This is a genomic window from Flavobacterium silvaticum, from assembly GCF_012911565.1.
GTDB classification, from domain to species: Bacteria; Bacteroidota; Bacteroidia; order Flavobacteriales; family Flavobacteriaceae; genus Flavobacterium; species Flavobacterium silvaticum.
On record NZ_JAAMPU010000108.1, the window covers coordinates 304586 to 321939 of the forward strand.

Sequence of the window (17354 nt, forward strand, 5' to 3'; positions counted from 1 at the left end):
ATCTGAATATAATTAATTGAAAAAGACGATTCTACCGTTAAAAAACCCAAATCTTAACCTACATGGAACGTATGAAATCATTTATTACCTGCAGTTTATTTTTAGTATGTGTCGCCGGATTTTCCCAAAAGAATCACGCAGCTGCACAACTGATTGCACAGGCGGACGATTCTGAAAAATCAATCCAGAAACATACAGCCACTACGACACCCGATCTCAAAACGGCAAAAGATGACGAACTGCTTCTCGCAGCCAAAAATGCCGATTCCGAAACAAAAATTGCAATCGCTACCGAACTCGTCGAGCGCAAATCACCCAAAACAGAACAATTGTTCCGGGATTTTCTTGAAGATAACCGGACTGTCATTCAAAAACTAGGTTCGATTTCTTACGAAACCACTTCGGCTGCTGAGTTATTTTCGGCCGTAGCACGTCAGAAGGAAAAAGCCGAACGCAAGAAATACTACGAAAAGACGAATTCCAAGAATGTCCAGAACGAGCTTAAAGGTTTGTTCGGACGCGATTACAGCACCAAATGGACAGTTGCCGAATGTGATGCTTTCCTGCCGAAACTGACTGCGATGGCCCTGGCCAAAAACGAAGTACATCCGCAGACGCTGAACCAGATTTTCGAGACGCTTCAATACAAGTCCAAAAACTACGAACGCATAAAATTCTTTGCCCGCAAGTATGCGTCCGAGGAATTGCTGGCTACGTTGGCGCGGTTCAAAAATCCGTCAGATGTAACATTCCTGAAAGAGCAGAAGGAAAAATCGTATTTAGCGATTTCTTATTTTCCCGATGCGGGTTTCTTTGGGACACTCAAAGAAGCTTCGCCGTCATTCTATACCAACCAGGATTATCAAAATGCGGTCTGCGCCTACAAAACGGCTCAGTCGAAAGCATTGCTGGACACCATGTGCGACAGCATATTTTCTAATCAAAAGGACAAAACCCAACGCGATGACGCGTTGTTTCAGTTGTACGGATTGATTGAAAAACAGAATTTCAAGCCGTATGCATCAGTCCTCAAAAAAATCGATGCCTTGATGGCAAAGCGCTGATTAATTGACCAGATATTCCTGCATGAAACGAATAGTGGCCAAACGTTGGTAATCGATATTCTGCTTCTTTCTAAAACCGTGGCCTTCATCTTTGGCTTCCAGATACCAAACCGTATTTCCGGCCGCCTGTAATTTGTCGCGCATTTGTATTGCTTCTGAAACCGGCACTCGTGGATCATTCGTTCCCTGAATGATGAATAACGGCTTCTTGATTTTATCGATGTTGTTCAAAGGCGCGATTTTATCAAAGAAAGCCGCCATTTTAGGATCGCGTTCGTCCCCGTATTCCGCACGCCTCAAATCACGGCGGTATTCCTCGGTGTTTTTGAGGAACGTATTGTAGTTTGAAATCCCCACAATATCTATCGAACAACGAATTTTATCGGCATAATGAAAAGCCGTCGCGAGCGTCATGTAACCTCCATAACTGCCGCCCATGATCATGATACGGTCTTTGTCGAGTCCAGGTTGTTGTGCAATCCAATCCAGCAAAGCACCTATGTCTTTGACCGAATCTTCCCGAAACATCCCGTTGTCTTTTTGTAAAAATGTCTTTCCGTAACCAGATGATCCGCGTACATTCGGCAGTATAAGGGCCACGCCCATTTCATTCGTGAAGTAATTGTTTCCGCCGAGAAAAGCTGCCTGCGACTGACCTTCAGGCCCGCCGTGGATTACGATGACTACAGGTCTTTTTCCAGAAAATTTCGAAGCTGGCGGATAATAAAACCCTGAGATTTTCTGTTTGTCGAAACTCGTCCATTCGATCAATTCCGGATTTGAGATATCACTTTCCTGAATGCCGCCAAGTTCGCTTTGCGTCCACCGCCTGATCTTGCCCGAAGGAAATTCAATTTTGTAAACATCCGAAGAACTCTTTGCGGTTGCCTGTGAGAAGTACAGGCTTTTTGCATCGCGGGTGAACTGCATATTCCCAATAAGCCCTACCGGAATTCCTGCTATCGGAGAGATTTTTTTATCGGCAGTATCCATCTTATACATTTTGTTGGTTCCGGCTTCATTGGTCACGAACATGATATGGAATTTATCTTCAGAAAGTATAAAGCTATCTACGCCCCAAGGTATCGAAGTGGTAAAAAATTCGTATTTCCTGGTTTTGAGATTATATGTGGCAAGCCTCTGAAATTCATTGTCTTTGTCCGTAATAAGCCATATCAAATCTGTTTGAGATGAAAAACTGGCTTCCTGGTTAACGACACCTTTTGATTTTCTGTCTGTCACCTGTGACAATTTTCCTGTCGCGGTATCAAACATCCAGATATGGGATTCATTGGCCGAAATGTATTCCGAAACGAGCAGTGATTTTCCGTCGTCAGAAATATCAGAAATCCCCCATCCGCCACCTTTGACTTCAAGAACCAGTTTCGCGGTTGGTTGATTTTCCATATCCATGTAATACAAGTCGCGGTCGCCTCCGTTGCGTTTGGTCGATGCAAAATAGAATCCTTTGCCATCTTTGCGCCAGACAAGTTCCCCGTTTTGCGAACGTCCGCCATCTGTCAGCAATGTGGACTCAAGTGTCTGCAAATCGAGTTTGTACAATTGGCCGAATTCGTTCCCGCCCGAGTCTTTGGAATAGACCAGATATTTTCCCTGAGTCGGTTCGAAAGAGCAAAAATTGACCGGCTCTTCAAAGAATGTCAGCTGTGTCCGTGCTCCCATAGGCTGGACAACCTGATGCAATTGTGTCGTGTTCCCGAATCGGGTTCCAATTATGATGGATTTTCCATCGGGACTGATATCGTCCAAAACAGCAGAGCGCGCCTCGGTATATTTTCTGACAGTTGCCGCCAGGTCTTTGCTGATTTCCGGAATATTGACCGTAACCAGGTTTTCGTTGGGCTGGACTAAATTGTTTGTTTTTTGGGAATGAAGTGCTGCCGATGCCAAAAAGAAAGCGAGTGCGACTAGTTTTGAATTCATTGAAAGACGATTGAGTATCTCTCAAATATACAGGGATAAATTTTAACGACGGATAGATTCGGCAATCTTCAGTGCACATTTTTCACCGTCGATGGCAGCCGATACGATACCGCCTGCATAACCTGCTCCTTCCCCACACGGATACAGTCCTTTGAGATGGACGTGTTCCAGAGAAACCGCGTCACGCGGAATCCTTACGGGCGACGAAGTCCGGGATTCCGGTGCATGCAAAACAGCATCGTTGGTCAGGTAACCGCGCATCGACTTGCCGAATTCCACAAATCCCTGACGCAACGTTTGCGTGATGAAACCCGGAAAAACCCGCCCCAATTCCACCGAAGTCGTCCCCGGGACGTAAGATGTTTTTGGAATATCTGCAGAGACTTTCGTCTGTGTAAAATCAATCATGCGCTGGGCCGGAACTTTTTGGGTCTGTCCAGCTACATTCCACGCTTTTTGTTCAATGCTTTTCTGGAATTCCATACCTGCAAGCGCCCCGAATTTGGCAAACGGAACAAAATCTTCCAACCGCAATTCCACTACGATTCCTGAATTTGCCGTTTCCTGATCGCGTTTGGAAGGCGACCATCCATTCGTGACGACTTCACCCGGACTTGTGGCACAAGGCGCAATCACGCCGCCCGGACACATACAAAACGAATACATGCCGCGACCGTTGACCTGTTTTACGATGGAATATGGCGCAGGCGGTAAAAACTCGCCGCGGAAATCACAGGAGTATTGAATCTGATCTATCAAGGTCTGCGGATGCTCGGCGCGAACACCCAATGCAAACGGTTTGGCTTCGATGAAAATCTTCTTTCTGTCGAGCAGCTCAAAAATGTCTCGTGCGGAATGGCCCGTGGCAAGAATGATATGATCCGACAGGATTTTATCGCCGGTTTGGGTCACGATTCCTTTGACCTGATTCGATTCCGTAAGAATATCGACAACTTTGGTGTCGAACAGCACTTTTCCGCCACATTCGATGATCTTGTTCCGGATGTCTTCAATGATTTTAGGCAGTTTATTGGTTCCGATATGCGGATGTGCCTCAATCAAAATTTCATCAGAAGCACCAAAAGCGACAAGCAATTCGAGGATTCTGTCCACATCGCCCCGCTTTTTGGATCTGGTGTATAATTTTCCGTCGGAATACGTTCCTGCTCCGCCTTCCCCAAAACAATAATTGGAATCTTCGTTTACGATATGGTCGCGGTTGATGGCTTTGAGGTCGCGACGTCTGCCTCTAACGTCTTTACCTCTTTCAATCACAATCGGCCTTAGCCCACATTCAATAAGTTGTAAAGCCGCGAACAGACCGGCCGGGCCTGCCCCTATTACAATGATTTCGCGGGCATTTTCTACATTTTGGTAATCGGGAAGTTCAGGTGCTTGTTCTACAAAAGTTTCTCCCTGAAAATAAACATCAAGCTTGAGGTTCACTTTTATGGACTTCTGTCGGGCATCGATGGAACGCTTGCGAATCGAAAGGTGCGAAATATCAAATGGAGAACAACGCAGCATTTTGGAAACGTGCTCTTTGACTTGATTTAAATCGGCGGCGACAGCTGGTGCGACTTGTGTGAGAAGTTCTTTGGGCATGTGGCAAAAGTAGCCAATTGTAAAGTATGGTTACAAACTTACTTTCTCGAACTCCGCATTGCTTTTACTTTGAGGATGGATTCGTCTGATTTCAACTCCGTGAATTCCTGCGAAGAAGTATCTACCAGAGCCACTTTTCCTTCCGCATCATTATGAACGGCCCACCCATAGCGTTTGGTCAAGGGTGAAGCCCGCAGGCAGGCCTGTCCTTTCGAGAAGAATTCTTCACGCGCTTCCTTTCGTTTATGTTGCGGGATGTTGTTCCTGTCGGCAAAAACCGTGAACAAGACATCGTCCGAAGTGTATGTATATGGATTTGCCGCGATCAACTCCAACTGCAAATTAGCGACTGATGGTTTGTCTTTTACTGGCGGCAATTCCGAATGATGCACCGGTGCATCTTCTGCCGGCAGGATCAGCGTGTTTATATGATTCGTCGTATGTTGCTTCATTTCTTTTTCCAATTTGTGGATTTTAAACTTGTAGATTTTTAAAAGTCCACAGTTCAAAATGCCACAGTATCCCAATCAGCCATTTAAAAAATCCGGCAAGCAAGACTATGGCAAGCAAAATGATCACCACTCCGAACTTATACTGTTGATAGTTATACAGGTTGTTCCAAAACGGCGATTTATCTTCCTTCATTCTTAATCTTTCAAGAAACTTCTTTCCTCAAACGCATGTAACGCAAAAGTCGCCAGCCAATGCTCGCCTTCGTAATTTCCGTCGGTTATGGCAGGCAAAGAAAAATTCAAATGCTCGTCCGCCAGCTTTTTCAAATGCCCGAATTCTTTTGGATACTGACGGATCAGGCTGTAAAAATTCCACGCACGGGAAAAGTTCAATCCGTCGAGGTGAACCAAATGACCATCTGTCCGGTCACTCACTTTGGCAGTTTCCCACGTAAAATCTTTTTTGGTGAGTGGCCTCGCGAATTTTTTGATCCAGTCGAGGAATTCCTTTTGAGGCAAAACCCGTTGCATGATGGCTATTTCTTCCATTCCGGGCGACAGGAAATCGGTTCCGCTCGGCTCCCATTGGAACGGATAATCCTCGTCGTTTTTGAAAAGACGGATGGCATTGTCACGGATGCTTTTCTGGAAAACCACATCATTCGTAGCCACGGCATAATCCCAGGCGAACGTCAATCCGAAAGCCGTATTGGTATGCATTCCGTAGCGGATCGGATATAATAATTTCGGAAGGAATTCTTCATATCGCTGCACCAGGAGTTTTGAAAGCGGCCGCAAATTATCGGATAGTTCTTTGGCCCAAGCCTCGTTCATGGAATCGAGTTCCAATTGCAATTTCAATACCCAGTTCCAGCCGTACGTTCGTTCATAGGACTTTTCATGTTCGCGCATCAGGTAAGCCACTTCCTGATCGATATTTTCTTTGGACAGATTGGTTTTGAGCTTTGAAATGATTTCGTCCCGACGCTCCAATTGCGGATATTTCCTGAGCAGATATACGAGCGACCAATGTCCGTGAACCGACGAATGCCAGTCAAAACAACCGTAAAATGCCGGATGCATTTGCTTTGGCGAAGCAATTTCAGTCGAATCCTTGATGAGCTGACCCGTTTTGTTCGGATACTGCTGCTGCATGCATTTGAGTGGAAGTGATGCGAGACGATTGGCATCAGACAATGATAGCTGCTGTGAAAAACCAGACAGATTTGCGAGAACCATCAAATAGAAAAAATGCTTCATCTGGCCCACATCGGATTCGTTTTGGCAATCTTTTCCTGCACTTCACAATGCGCATCATGGGCGCCTTTGAGGTATCCGATGCTCATCAAAAATTCCCCGACGATTTCGCCGCCCGTGAACCGGAATGTCTTCTTGAAAAGTTTGACCCATTCCTCTTTTGTCTTCGGATGGTTTGATTCAAGCCATTTCTCAAATGAACCAAATGCCGCCTGCAATTCCAGGATCGTCTTGGCATTTTCAATTGCTGCATTGACTTTGAGTTTGTTGCGGATGATTCCGGCATCGGCGAGCAATCGTTCGCGATCTTTCTCAGAATAAGCCGCAACCTTTTTGATATCGAAATTGTCGTATGCCTTTCTGAACGATTCTTCTTTTTTCAAAATGGTTTCCCAACTCAAACCCGCCTGGTTGATTTCCAGGATCAGCCGACCAAAAAGTTCGTTGTCGTCATGAATCGGAAAACCGTAATGATTATCATGGTAGTTGGCGTGTAACGAGCGGCGCGGCTCGGGCATATTCGGGATAACAGTGCAGTATGACATTAATTGATACTAGTTTGTTTGAATTGAACTGGCGTTAATTGTGTTTTTTGTTTGAACATTTTGTTGAACGACTGCGGATGCTCGAAGCCCAATTGATAAGCAATTTCAGATATCGTGGCATTTGAATTACTCAGAATATCTTTCGCCTTTTCGATCAATCGGTTATGAATGTGCTGCTGCGTATTCTGGCCCGTCAAAGACCGAAGCATATCACTCAGATACCTTGGCGAAACTTTGAGCTGGTCTGAAATATAGTGTACCGATGGCAAACCTTCGACAAGCGCTTTTTCCGTATCGAAGTAATCAGACAAGACCTCATCGAGCCGTGTGAGCAAATCATGGTTGACCGCTTTTCGCGTCAGGAATTGCCTGTTGTAAAACCTGTCGCTGTAATGCAGCAGCAATTCAATCTGGGCAACGATGATATCCTGGCTGAACGAATCGATGGGACGCGACAGTTCCATTTCGATATGTTTGAAGATTTCCATCAGTGTCGTGAGTTCCGATTCCGACAGATGCAGGGCTTCATTGGCCGAATAGGAGAAAAACCCGTAGTCTTTTATCTTTTTTCCCAGCGGATACCTGCGGATGAAATCCGGATGGAAAACCAGGGTGAAGCCGTCGTAATTCCGGGCCGGTCGTGATTCGGAAATCAGTTGGTTCGGAGAAACGAAACACAATCCGCCGTTGTCGAAATCATAATGCTGCTGCCCGTATTTCACCTTTCCTGAAAACTCTTTTTTATAGGAAATCTTGTAGAGATTCAGGATCATTCCTTTGGCAATCTCCGTCGTATCTGCCGTAATGTCTTTGTAATTGTTGATGCTGATAAGCGGATGCAACGGAGCCGGCAAACCCAGGACCTTGTGGAATTCCGGGATCGATTCGAAGAAAAATGGCTTTTCGGATGCTTTCATCTGTCGTAAAGATAGAATTTATAACGTTGCCATATCGATTACAAAACGATACAATACATCTCCTTTGAGCATTCGGTCGAAAGCGGTTGAAATAGTTTTGATATCAATCAGCTCGATATCTGAAACGATGTTGTTTTCGGCACAGAAATCCAACATTTCCTGGGTTTCCTGAATACCACCTGCCCCTGAACCCGCCACGACTTTGTTTCCGGTCGCTAAGGTAAACGATGGTATTTCAAAAGGCTTCAATGGCATTCCAACATTAATGTAAACGCCGTTGGTTTTTAAAGTCGCGAGATACGGATTGATGTCGTGATCTGCCGCAACCGTGTCTATGACAAAGTTGAACGATCGTTTGGCGGCTTCCATCTGTGCTTCGTCTTTGGTGACGACAAAATGATGCGCTCCGAGTTTTTTTGCCGCCTCTTCTTTGTTTGGGGACGTACTCAACACCGTAACTTCGGCTCCGAACGCCACCCCGAATTTAACGGCCATGTGACCCAATCCGCCCAAACCGACGACCGCAAGCTTATCGCCTTTCCCGACTTTCCATCGTTTCAAAGGCGAATACGTTGTGATTCCGGCACAAAGCAAAGGCGCCACTGCAGCAAGGTCGAGCTTCTCCGAAACATGGAGCGCAAAATGTTCCGGAACTACGATAAGATTCGAATAACCTCCATAAGCCGGTTTTCCATCGTGATCAAGGTTGTTATACGTCAACACTGGACTTACCTGGCAAAAATGTTCCTGATGGTTGTGGCAATCTTCGCAATCCAGGCACGAATCGACCATGACCCCGACTGCGGCCAGATCGCCTGGTTTGAAATTTTTGACATGATTTCCGACGGCTTTGATGCGTCCGGTGATTTCATGGCCGGGAACCATCGGGAAAATTCCGGGAAACCATTCGTTTCGCGTCAAATGGACATCGGTGTGACAAACGCCACAGTAGGCAATCTCAATCAAAACGTCGTGCGGGCCTACATCGCGGCGTTCAAAATTCCATGGGGCTAAATTGGTTTCCGGGCCTTGGGCGGCGTATCCTTTGGATGGTATCATATAATTAATAATTAACAATGAGGGTGAAGATGACAAAGGTCTGTCAACAATTTGCTTCACAAGTAGCCAATTTGGTATTTCCATTAGCCGGAATGACCTTAAATTTGCAGCATGAGAAAAATAAAACTGATTTGGGATTTCCGTGGGCCGTCAGCGGAGAAAACCGCAGAACATCATGAAATCCATCTGAAGGAATATATCGCTATGGAGAAATTGCCGCTCAATATCACAGGATTTAAGGTCCTCAACGATATGCACGCAATCGCTTTTATGGTGGTGACAGATGCCGAAATGATTGGCGTTCGCGATGCTTTGAAGCCGCATCGGGGGGAAGTTTACGAAGAACATTGAATTTTGACGGGAGAAAATGCTTCGGTGCAACTTATCGCTTTCATCATCAAGATACAGAGATTTTTTTAGCGTAAACGAACGAAGCATTATAATAGACATTCCATAACGCTCTTACTTCCGATCTTTCGAACCCGTGATCTTCCGATCTTCAATTCGCCACTTCCGAAATAAACTTAATCCGCATCAAACGCAATTCCTCAAGGTCGTAATCACCGTCGAATTCCTTTAGCGCCAGTTCGATTTCGTCTGTTTCAGCCTCCATGAAATAGTCGTTGATTTCTTCCTGCTGGTCGTCGTCGAGCAAATCGTGTATCCAGTAATTGATGTTAAGGCGTGTGCCGGAATAGACAATCTGCTCCATTTCCTTCAGCAACGCATCCATATTCATGCCCTTGGCCGAAGCGATGTCGTCAAGCGGCAACTTACGGTCGATGCTCTGGATGATGTAGAGTTTATTGGCGGAATTGACACCGGTAGATTTCACGACCAGATCGTCAGGCCTTGTGATATCGTTGTCTTTTACGTATCTCCCGATAAGATCGAGGAATTCCTTTCCGTATTTTTTGGCCTTGCCCTCGCCTACGCCCTGAACATTGCTCATTTCCTCTGACGTGAGCGGATATTTGAGTGCCATATCGTTGAGCGAAAAATCCTGGAATACGATGTATGGCGGAACACCGGCACTTTTCGCTACTTTTTTCCGAAGCTCGCGAAGCATGGAAACCAGGACTTCATCTGTAGCTCCTGCCGTTTTTGATGCTGTTGTGATGGAATCGTCTTCATCCTCATCATACTCATGATCTTCGGTCATCATAAACGAAACCGGATGCTTGAGGAAATCGAGGCCTTTCTCGGTGATTTTGAGGATTCCGTAGGTTTCTATGTCTTTGGACAGATGGCCGTCAACCAAAACCTGCCGGATCAAAGCCATCCAATGCCGTTCTTCCTTATCTGCCCCGGCTCCGAAAAACGGTTGCGAATCGGTACGGTGCGCCTTAATCATGGCGTTGATCTTTCCGGTAAGCGTATAAATGATTTCTTTGGCTTTATATAAATGCTTGGTATCACGGACTGTGGTGAGCAACAGTTTGACATCTTCCTGCGCTTCGGTTTTCTTTTTCGGATTGCGCATATTATCGTCCATCTCGGCTCCGTCACCCGTTTCACTGTCGAATTCCTCTCCGAAATAATGGAGCAGGAATTTACGCCTTGACATGGATGTTTCGGCATACGAAACCACTTCCTGTAACAACGCGAAGCCGATTTCCTGTTCGGCTACCGGTTTTCCAGACATGAATTTCTCCAGCTTCTCGACATCCTTATATGAATAATACGCGAGGCAATGTCCTTCGCCCCCGTCACGGCCGGCACGACCTGTTTCCTGGTAATAGCTTTCGAGTGATTTGGGAATATCGTGATGGATCACATAACGCACATCGGGCTTATCGATTCCCATTCCGAACGCAATGGTCGCTACAACCACATCTACATCTTCCATAAGGAACATATCCTGGTGCTTGGCGCGAGTTTTGGCATCGAGACCGGCGTGATACGGAACCGCACTGATCCCGTTGACCTGCAGGACTTGCGCAATCGCCTCTACTTTTTTACGGCTCAGGCAATAAATAATCCCTGATTTTCCACGATGGTTACGTATAAAGCGGATGATGTCGGCCTCTACGTTCCTGGTTTTGGGACGCACTTCGTAATACAGGTTCGGACGGTTGAACGATGCCTTGAAAATAGCGGCATTCGGTATATCGAGATTCTTGAGGATGTCTTCCTGGACTTTGGGCGTCGCGGTTGCCGTAAGGCCTATGATTGGCACATCGCCCAAAGATTTGATGATGCTTTTGAGATTGCGGTATTCCGGACGGAAATCATGGCCCCATTCAGAAATGCAATGGGCTTCGTCAATGGCGACAAAAGATAATTTCTGGGCTTTGAGGAAATCGGCGTATTCGTCTTTGGTCAGTGATTCCGGGGCGACGTAAAGCAATTTGGTCTTTCCTGATTCTATATCTTTCTTAACCTGGGTGATTTCGGTTTTGTTCAGCGAAGAATTGAGCACATGCGCCACACCGTCTTCCGAAGACAGTCCGCGAATGGCGTCAACCTGGTTTTTCATTAGGGCTATGAGGGGCGAAACGACAATCGCGGTTCCTTCCTGCATTAATGCCGGCAATTGGTAACATAAGGATTTACCACCGCCTGTAGGCATGATTACGAACGTATCCGTTTTGGAAAGAATGCTGCGTATGACTTGTTCCTGCAATCCCTTGAATTGGCCAAAACCAAAATACTTCCTTAATTGTTGGTGTATGTCAATTTCGGGTGGGGTCATCCTGAGAAATAATGGTATTTTTTGTACGTTTGTTTCCCTAAAGATACGATAAACTTTTATTATTACAACTTTTACCCCGCATCACATTTGATGAATTCTCATAACATATTGGAATCGGCCCGACGCACCATATTTACTGAAAGCCAGTCGATTGCGAATTTGACAACACTTTTGACCGAAGATTTTTCAAGATCTGTCCAAACCATTTTCGAGTCTCGCGGGCGACTTGTTGTTACCGGTATAGGCAAAAGTGCCATAATCGCCCAGAAAATCGTGGCTACGATGAATTCCACGGGAACTCCGTCCGTATTCCTGCATGCATCCGAAGCCATCCACGGAGATTTGGGAATGGTCCAGCCAGACGATGTCGTCATCTGTATTTCAAAAAGCGGGAACAGTCCGGAAATCAAGGTTTTGGTTCCGATCATCAAAAAATTCGGGAATACATTAATCGCCATAACAGGAAACACTACGTCGTTTTTGGCGAAACAATCGGATTTCATTTTAAATACCCATGTAGATGCCGAGGCCGACCCCATCAACCTCGCTCCCACCAACAGCACGACGGCACAACTCGTCATGGGTGATGCACTTGCCGTGTGCCTGATGGAAATGAGGGGATTTTCGGCCGAAGATTTCGCGAAATACCATCCGGGCGGCGCACTCGGAAAGAAATTATTGTTGCGTGTGGCCGATATGCTCGACGGTTCACGCAAACCCGAAGTTTCTTGTGACGCACCTATAAAAAACGTCATTGTTTCGATTTCCGAAAACCGATTGGGCGTTACTGCCGTAGTTGAAGAGGGTCATGTAGTCGGGATTATTACCGATGGCGACATCCGGCGTATGCTCAATGACCGAGACAATTTCAGTGATTTACGAGCCGCAGACATTATGACAAGAAGCCCAAAAAGCATCAAACCGACCGATATGGTCACCGACGCCCTGAACCTTATGGAAGATTTTTCAATCACGCAACTCATCGTGCTCGACGGTTCCCAGTATAAAGGCGTGATACATTTACATGATATTTTAAAAGAAGGAGTAGTATAATGGCCAAACGCGAAAAAAAGAACATGGACGAAATGACGTTCATGGATCACCTTGAAGTACTGCGTTGGATTCTGGTTCGTTGCACCGTCGGCGTATTGATTGGTGCCACAGTCGTGTTTTTTGTCAGCGATTTTATCTTTGACCACATTGTCTTTGCTCCGCTGAATGCCAATTTCTTTACCTATACTTACTTTTGTGAATTGGCCCACGACTGGAATTTATCCGATATCTGCATCACCGCGGACGATTTTAACTTTATCATCCAGAATACAGAAATGGAAGGCCAGGTCAACATTCTCGTGTGGATGTGCGTGGCCGGAGGCTTTATCCTTGCGTTTCCGTACATTCTTTGGGAAATCTGGCGCTTCATCAGCCCGGCTTTGTATGAAAAGGAACGAAAAGGAGCGCTGACGTTCATCTTCATTTCATCCATATTGTTTTTCCTGGGTGTCTTGTTCGGGTATTACCTCATTATTCCCATGTCGGTCAATTTCGTCGCGACATTCAAAGTGAGTGCCGTAGTCCAGAACCAGTTCAACATTGATTCTTACATGGGCATGGTGAAGACATCGCTGATTGCATCCGGTCTTTTCTTTGAATTGCCGATCATCATTTATTTCCTTGCGAAACTCGGATTGGTAACGGCCTCATTCCTCAGGAAATACCGTCGTTGGGCTATCGTAGGGGTTTTGGTCGTAGCGGCTATCGTCACACCTCCCGATGTTGTTTCACAGGTTATCGTATCGATCCCGATGTTGCTCATCTATGAAGCCAGCATTTGGATTGCAGCCATCGTCGGGAACAAAAAAACAAAAGCTGAATTAGCCGCCGAAAATCAGGCAAAAGTTAACGAATAGATTATGTCAAACCAAGTCCAGGAATTCAATGACTACCGTTCTAAAATGAACGAAAAACTGCTTGCCGACGATAACCTTGTCATCAAGCGCATCTTCAACCTAGACACAAACGCCTATTCGGCCGGAGCGCTCGATGTTAAGACCAAGGAATTGCTCGGGCTTGTAGCATCGGCGGTTTTGCGTTGCGACGATTGTGTCAAATACCATCTTGAAACCTCATACAAAGAAGGTGTCACCAAACAGGAAATGATGGAAGCCATGAGCATCGCGACGCTTGTTGGCGGAACTATCGTGATCCCGCATTTGAGACGCGCTTATGAGTTTTGGGAGGCTTTGGAGAATGAGGAGAATTTGAAAATTTGAAAACTTGGAAATGGGCAAACGAGTAAATCGGTCAGTTAACTATGAGCAATGACCTAAGAAATATTTCTTAACATCTTACGATTTACCGTTTAAATCCAGTTATTTTGTGAGCAAATTTGATATTTGATTATTATAGCGAGTCATTTTCAAATTTTCAAATTACCCAATTTTCAAATTATGATCCTACGTGCTGATAATCTTATCAAAACCTACAAAAAAAGAACTGTTGTAAAAGGCATTTCGGTAGAAGTCAACCAAGGTGAAATCGTAGGACTTTTAGGGCCGAACGGTGCCGGGAAAACCACTTCATTCTACATGATCGTAGGCTTAGTAAAGCCAAATCAGGGATCAATCTGGCTTGACGATCAGGAAATCACCGACTTTCCTATGTATAAGCGCGCCCAATACGGAATTGGCTATCTGGCGCAGGAAGCATCGGTTTTCAGGAAACTAAGCATAGAAGACAACATCCTCAGCGTATTACAGCTTACCAAACTTTCCAAACAGGAACAGGAAGCCAAAATGGAATCACTTCTCGACGAGTTTTCGCTTCAGCATATACGCACCAACCGCGGCGATTTATTATCCGGAGGTGAAAGACGACGCACCGAAATCGCACGTGCATTGGCCACCGATCCAAAGTTCATCTTGCTTGACGAACCATTCGCAGGTGTCGATCCCGTTGCCGTAGAAGACATCCAGCGCATCGTGGCCCAACTTAAGAACAAAAATATCGGCATCCTCATTACAGACCATAACGTACAGGAAACCCTTGCCATTACTGACAAAACCTATCTTATGTTTGAAGGTGGCATCTTAAAGGCCGGCCAGCCTGAGGAATTGGTTCAGGATGAAATGGTCCGACGCGTTTATTTAGGACAGAATTTTGAGTTGCGGAAGAAGAAGATTGATTTTTCCGTGAAGGAATAATTCTTTTTTGAGCACGATACCATTCCTATTTCCCGCACTAGACCATTCAGTATTACAGGCGATTGTTTTCTTAATTGCTTTACGCACCGGTTGAAACAGCTGCCAACGTCATTTGCCCAATCCTATCCTGGCATTATACTCATTAATCAACTTTACAATCTGATCCTGGCCGGCGACAGGCTTTGCTGACAGCAACTGATCCAATCGATTCTTTGTCTGGTCATCTCCATACAGATACACCTTTAGCAATTCGGCTACTTCCTTTGTCAGTTTTAATTTCCCATAGTCACTAAGAAGTTCCGGTTTTGAATCGTAGACTGAAATATAGAAAATTTCGTTTTTGCGCGCGGCTACACCACTGGACGCACCGCCAATGCCGACGATAAGCGTGCCTTCCATGACCACTTCGGTGAATAATTTTACTTTGCCAACGGTAAGTCTTTGCAGGTACTTGTATTTTTTACGGCTGTCATAATCCGTGACATAAGAATCGTCATTTGCTTTATAATCATATCTGTCTACAGGTTTGGGCTCTTTCTTTTCAAGTGGTATCCGCTCGTAATGTTTGTCCTCGCTGGAAATGTAATAATTGATTACTTCATCAAAACTGTATCGTTTCTTTTTGCCCGCAGTCTCGGTCTTGAATTCAAAATCGGTCAGATCCGTCTTATCGACATAAATGGTATCATGTGATGTGGTGACGATAAAATCAGATCTCTGGGCTTTGCAAAATGAGAAGACAAGCAGAGCCGATAAAGTAATATGTGTTGTCGTTTTTCCTATCATTGTGTTTGCAGCTATTTCGCGGATGGCCGTTGGTTGCAGGCTTAAAATAGTATTCGATTGAGAGTAAAGTTACCTAAAATTTTATGTCGATGAGTTGAAATATCGACAGCAACGATAACGCCCAACTACTCCATCCCAAAATACTCCAGCCGTTCTTTTGGTCCGTTAAACACATTCAAATCTACTTTGCCCGGAATTCCAGGAACTTCAGCGCTCTCGGTAAATTGCCAGAACATCCAGCCGGATTCGATTTCTTCGACAAAAAAGTTGTAGTTCGCAATCCAGAACGTGTATTCGCTGAATTCTTCGGCCAAAAAAGAATCATAGTATTTTTCGCCTGTATAGATTATGGGTTGCACGCCGTAGTGCTTTTCGACGGCATCGAGCCATTTGTGAAGCCCAAGTTTGAGCCTGTCCATAGATTGGTTCTCAGGCATTTGTTCAATATCGAGGATTGGAGGCAGATCACCTTTTCGCAACGGTGTATTGAGGATGAAATTTCCGGCTTGCTGAAGCGAATTTTCGTTGGGACGGTAATAATGGTAGGCACCACGCATGAATCCCGCTTTTTTGGCACCCGTCCAATTGTCGTCGAATTTTTTATCGGTTTTGTCGCTTCCGGCCGTGGAACGGATGAATACGAAATCGAGCGGGTATTTCCCTTCGGCTTTGCCAATCGCGTCCCATGTAATTTTTCCTTGGTATTCAGACACATCGAACCCAATGGATTTTCCTTCGTGTTTTGACAAAACCTGGATCGTGTGCACGGCAGAAAGCGTCCCTTCTTTTTGCTGGTTTGCGTAACGCGACTTAAAGCTGAAATAATAGGCAATCCCGCTTCTGTAATGCCAGGCTGCAAAAGCCAATGCCATTACAAAAACCAAAGTAGCAATCCAGCCCCATTTTATCCTGGAGCCTTTTTTACCTCGTCGGGTTGCGGGTTTGGCCGAAGACCGTTTACGCGTGGCTGCCATTCGTTTTTTTAAAGAAATTGGAAACGATGGATGTTGCGATGTAAGCGAGAATGATGGCCGGTGTCGATTTTATTCCGAAGGCAATCAGCATCAGCAATGAAAACAGCAAAAATCCTATCGGCAGCAAATAATTCTTAAGGCCCGTCTTTTTGATCTTGAGCGAGAACAAGGGAATTTCGGCGTTGAGCATGTAGCAGCTGAAAACAATCAGCCCGAATAAAACCCATGGCGTTATCAAAAGTTCGAACCACATAAATGAGCCTTCGAATTTGAGTATCGGAAGGCTTGTGATAAGCAATGCGTTTGCAGGTGTTGGCAATCCGATGAAGGAAACCGTCTGCCGTGTATCGAGGTTGAAATTAGCCAGTCGCCAGCACGAAGCCAACGTGACCAGAAATGCGGCATATTGAAGCCATAATGGTAATCCGAATGTTGAAAGAATCTGTGGATCGAGCATCCTGAAAAGTATCAATCCCGGAACTACGCCGCTTGTAACCATATCTGCCAATGAATCCAGTTGCAAGCCGAGCTCTGAAGAGGTCTTGAACATACGTGCAAAAAAACCGTCGAAGAAATCAAAGAAAATCCCGAGGGCGACAAATGCAAACGGAAGCCAGTAATTTTCAGGCCCGAAGGAAAAGGCAAAACCCAAAGCGATACAGCCGGAAAACAGGTTAAGAAGGGTCAGCAAATTGGGAAGCTGGGACAATAAGCGCATTCGCAAAAGTTAAGGTTGATGTACAAATGTAGCACAATATTGTGGGTCCAAAGCCGTTTTAAATCAGATTTTACGCGCTTTTGGAGGTCTTTGGCGCACACAAAAAAACCTTACTTTTGCACGCGGGCCGAACTA

Annotated in this window: 17 protein-coding genes; 6 read left to right on the plus strand and 11 right to left on the minus strand. The window is 45.4% G+C overall.

Annotated elements, in window-relative coordinates; translation table 11 throughout:
• Positions 1-71: 71 nt before the first annotated feature.
• On the plus strand, positions 72-1064 hold the full coding sequence (locus G6047_RS15535; protein ID WP_169528541.1) for a hypothetical protein: 993 nt from the start codon (positions 72-74) through the stop codon (positions 1062-1064).
• Here G6047_RS15535 and G6047_RS15540 read toward each other — a convergent pair whose 3' ends face one another.
• The 7 genes from G6047_RS15540 to G6047_RS15570 all read right to left on the minus strand — a co-directional run bounded on the left by G6047_RS15540 (position 1065) and on the right by G6047_RS15570 (position 8843).
• Positions 1065-3008 (minus strand): S9 family peptidase, encoded by a 1944-nt coding sequence (locus G6047_RS15540; RefSeq protein ID WP_169528542.1) that lies wholly within the window; start codon positions 3006-3008, stop codon positions 1065-1067.
• 42 nt (positions 3009-3050) lie between these two features.
• The gene (locus tag G6047_RS15545) at positions 3051-4613 is read right to left on the minus strand and encodes an NAD(P)/FAD-dependent oxidoreductase (protein WP_169528543.1); all 1563 of its coding nucleotides are present in this window, start codon (positions 4611-4613) and stop codon (positions 3051-3053) included.
• 38 nt (positions 4614-4651) lie between these two features.
• Positions 4652-5065 (minus strand): DUF6157 family protein, encoded by a 414-nt coding sequence (locus G6047_RS15550; RefSeq protein WP_169528544.1) that lies wholly within the window; start codon positions 5063-5065, stop codon positions 4652-4654.
• Positions 5066-5260: 195 nt separating this feature from the next.
• Entirely contained in the window at positions 5261-6325 is a 1065-nt protein-coding gene (locus G6047_RS15555) for a DUF2891 domain-containing protein (RefSeq protein ID WP_169528545.1), read from the minus strand.
• Positions 6322-6867: a DNA-3-methyladenine glycosylase I gene (locus G6047_RS15560; protein WP_169528546.1), complete on the minus strand. Its 546-nt coding sequence runs from the start codon at positions 6865-6867 to the stop codon at positions 6322-6324. The genes G6047_RS15555 and G6047_RS15560 overlap by 4 nt, the downstream gene beginning before the upstream one ends.
• Entirely contained in the window at positions 6867-7784 is a 918-nt protein-coding gene (locus tag G6047_RS15565; protein ID WP_169528547.1) for a helix-turn-helix domain-containing protein, read from the minus strand. The genes G6047_RS15560 and G6047_RS15565 overlap by 1 nt, the downstream gene beginning before the upstream one ends.
• Before the next feature lie 18 nt (positions 7785-7802).
• Positions 7803-8843: an NAD(P)-dependent alcohol dehydrogenase gene (locus tag G6047_RS15570; protein ID WP_169528548.1), complete on the minus strand. Its 1041-nt coding sequence runs from the start codon at positions 8841-8843 to the stop codon at positions 7803-7805.
• Between the two features lie 111 nt (positions 8844-8954).
• On the opposite strand from G6047_RS15570, the gene G6047_RS15575 reads away from it, so the two are divergent.
• Positions 8955-9194: a hypothetical protein gene (locus tag G6047_RS15575; protein ID WP_169528549.1), complete on the plus strand. Its 240-nt coding sequence runs from the start codon at positions 8955-8957 to the stop codon at positions 9192-9194.
• A 148-nt stretch (positions 9195-9342) separates the two neighbouring features.
• Here the strand turns inward: G6047_RS15575 and recQ are convergent, their stop codons facing one another.
• On the minus strand, positions 9343-11538 hold the full coding sequence (recQ, locus tag G6047_RS15580) for a DNA helicase RecQ (protein WP_169528550.1): 2196 nt from the start codon (positions 11536-11538) through the stop codon (positions 9343-9345).
• Between the two features lie 87 nt (positions 11539-11625).
• Between recQ and G6047_RS15585 the strand changes: the two genes are divergently transcribed.
• The 4 genes from G6047_RS15585 (at position 11626) to lptB (ending at position 14741) form a co-directional block, all read left to right on the plus strand.
• Positions 11626-12591 (plus strand): KpsF/GutQ family sugar-phosphate isomerase, encoded by a 966-nt coding sequence (locus G6047_RS15585; RefSeq protein WP_169528551.1) that lies wholly within the window; start codon positions 11626-11628, stop codon positions 12589-12591.
• Entirely contained in the window at positions 12591-13448 is an 858-nt protein-coding gene (tatC, locus tag G6047_RS15590) for a twin-arginine translocase subunit TatC (protein ID WP_235946573.1), read from the plus strand. Before G6047_RS15585 ends, tatC begins: the two co-directional genes overlap by 1 nt.
• 3 nt (positions 13449-13451) lie before the next feature.
• A complete protein-coding gene (locus G6047_RS15595; protein ID WP_169528552.1) occupies positions 13452-13811 on the plus strand; it encodes a carboxymuconolactone decarboxylase family protein in 360 nt (119 codons plus the stop codon).
• A 177-nt stretch (positions 13812-13988) separates the two neighbouring features.
• Positions 13989-14741 (plus strand): LPS export ABC transporter ATP-binding protein, encoded by a 753-nt coding sequence (gene lptB / locus G6047_RS15600; RefSeq protein ID WP_169528553.1) that lies wholly within the window; start codon positions 13989-13991, stop codon positions 14739-14741.
• Between the two features lie 108 nt (positions 14742-14849).
• On the opposite strand, the gene G6047_RS15605 is transcribed toward lptB, so the two are convergent.
• From G6047_RS15605 to G6047_RS15615, 3 genes are all read right to left on the minus strand, one after another.
• The gene (locus tag G6047_RS15605) at positions 14850-15527 is read right to left on the minus strand and encodes a hypothetical protein (RefSeq protein WP_169528554.1); all 678 of its coding nucleotides are present in this window, start codon (positions 15525-15527) and stop codon (positions 14850-14852) included.
• 125 nt (positions 15528-15652) lie between these two features.
• Positions 15653-16501 carry a GH25 family lysozyme gene (locus G6047_RS15610; RefSeq protein WP_169528555.1) on the minus strand — a complete coding sequence of 283 codons (849 nt, stop codon included), beginning with the start codon at positions 16499-16501 and terminating at the stop codon, positions 15653-15655.
• Positions 16485-17219, minus strand: a complete 735-nt coding sequence (locus G6047_RS15615; RefSeq protein WP_169528556.1) for a CDP-alcohol phosphatidyltransferase family protein — start codon at positions 17217-17219, stop codon at positions 16485-16487. The genes G6047_RS15610 and G6047_RS15615 overlap by 17 nt, the downstream gene beginning before the upstream one ends.
• Between the last annotated feature and the right edge of the window lie 135 nt (positions 17220-17354).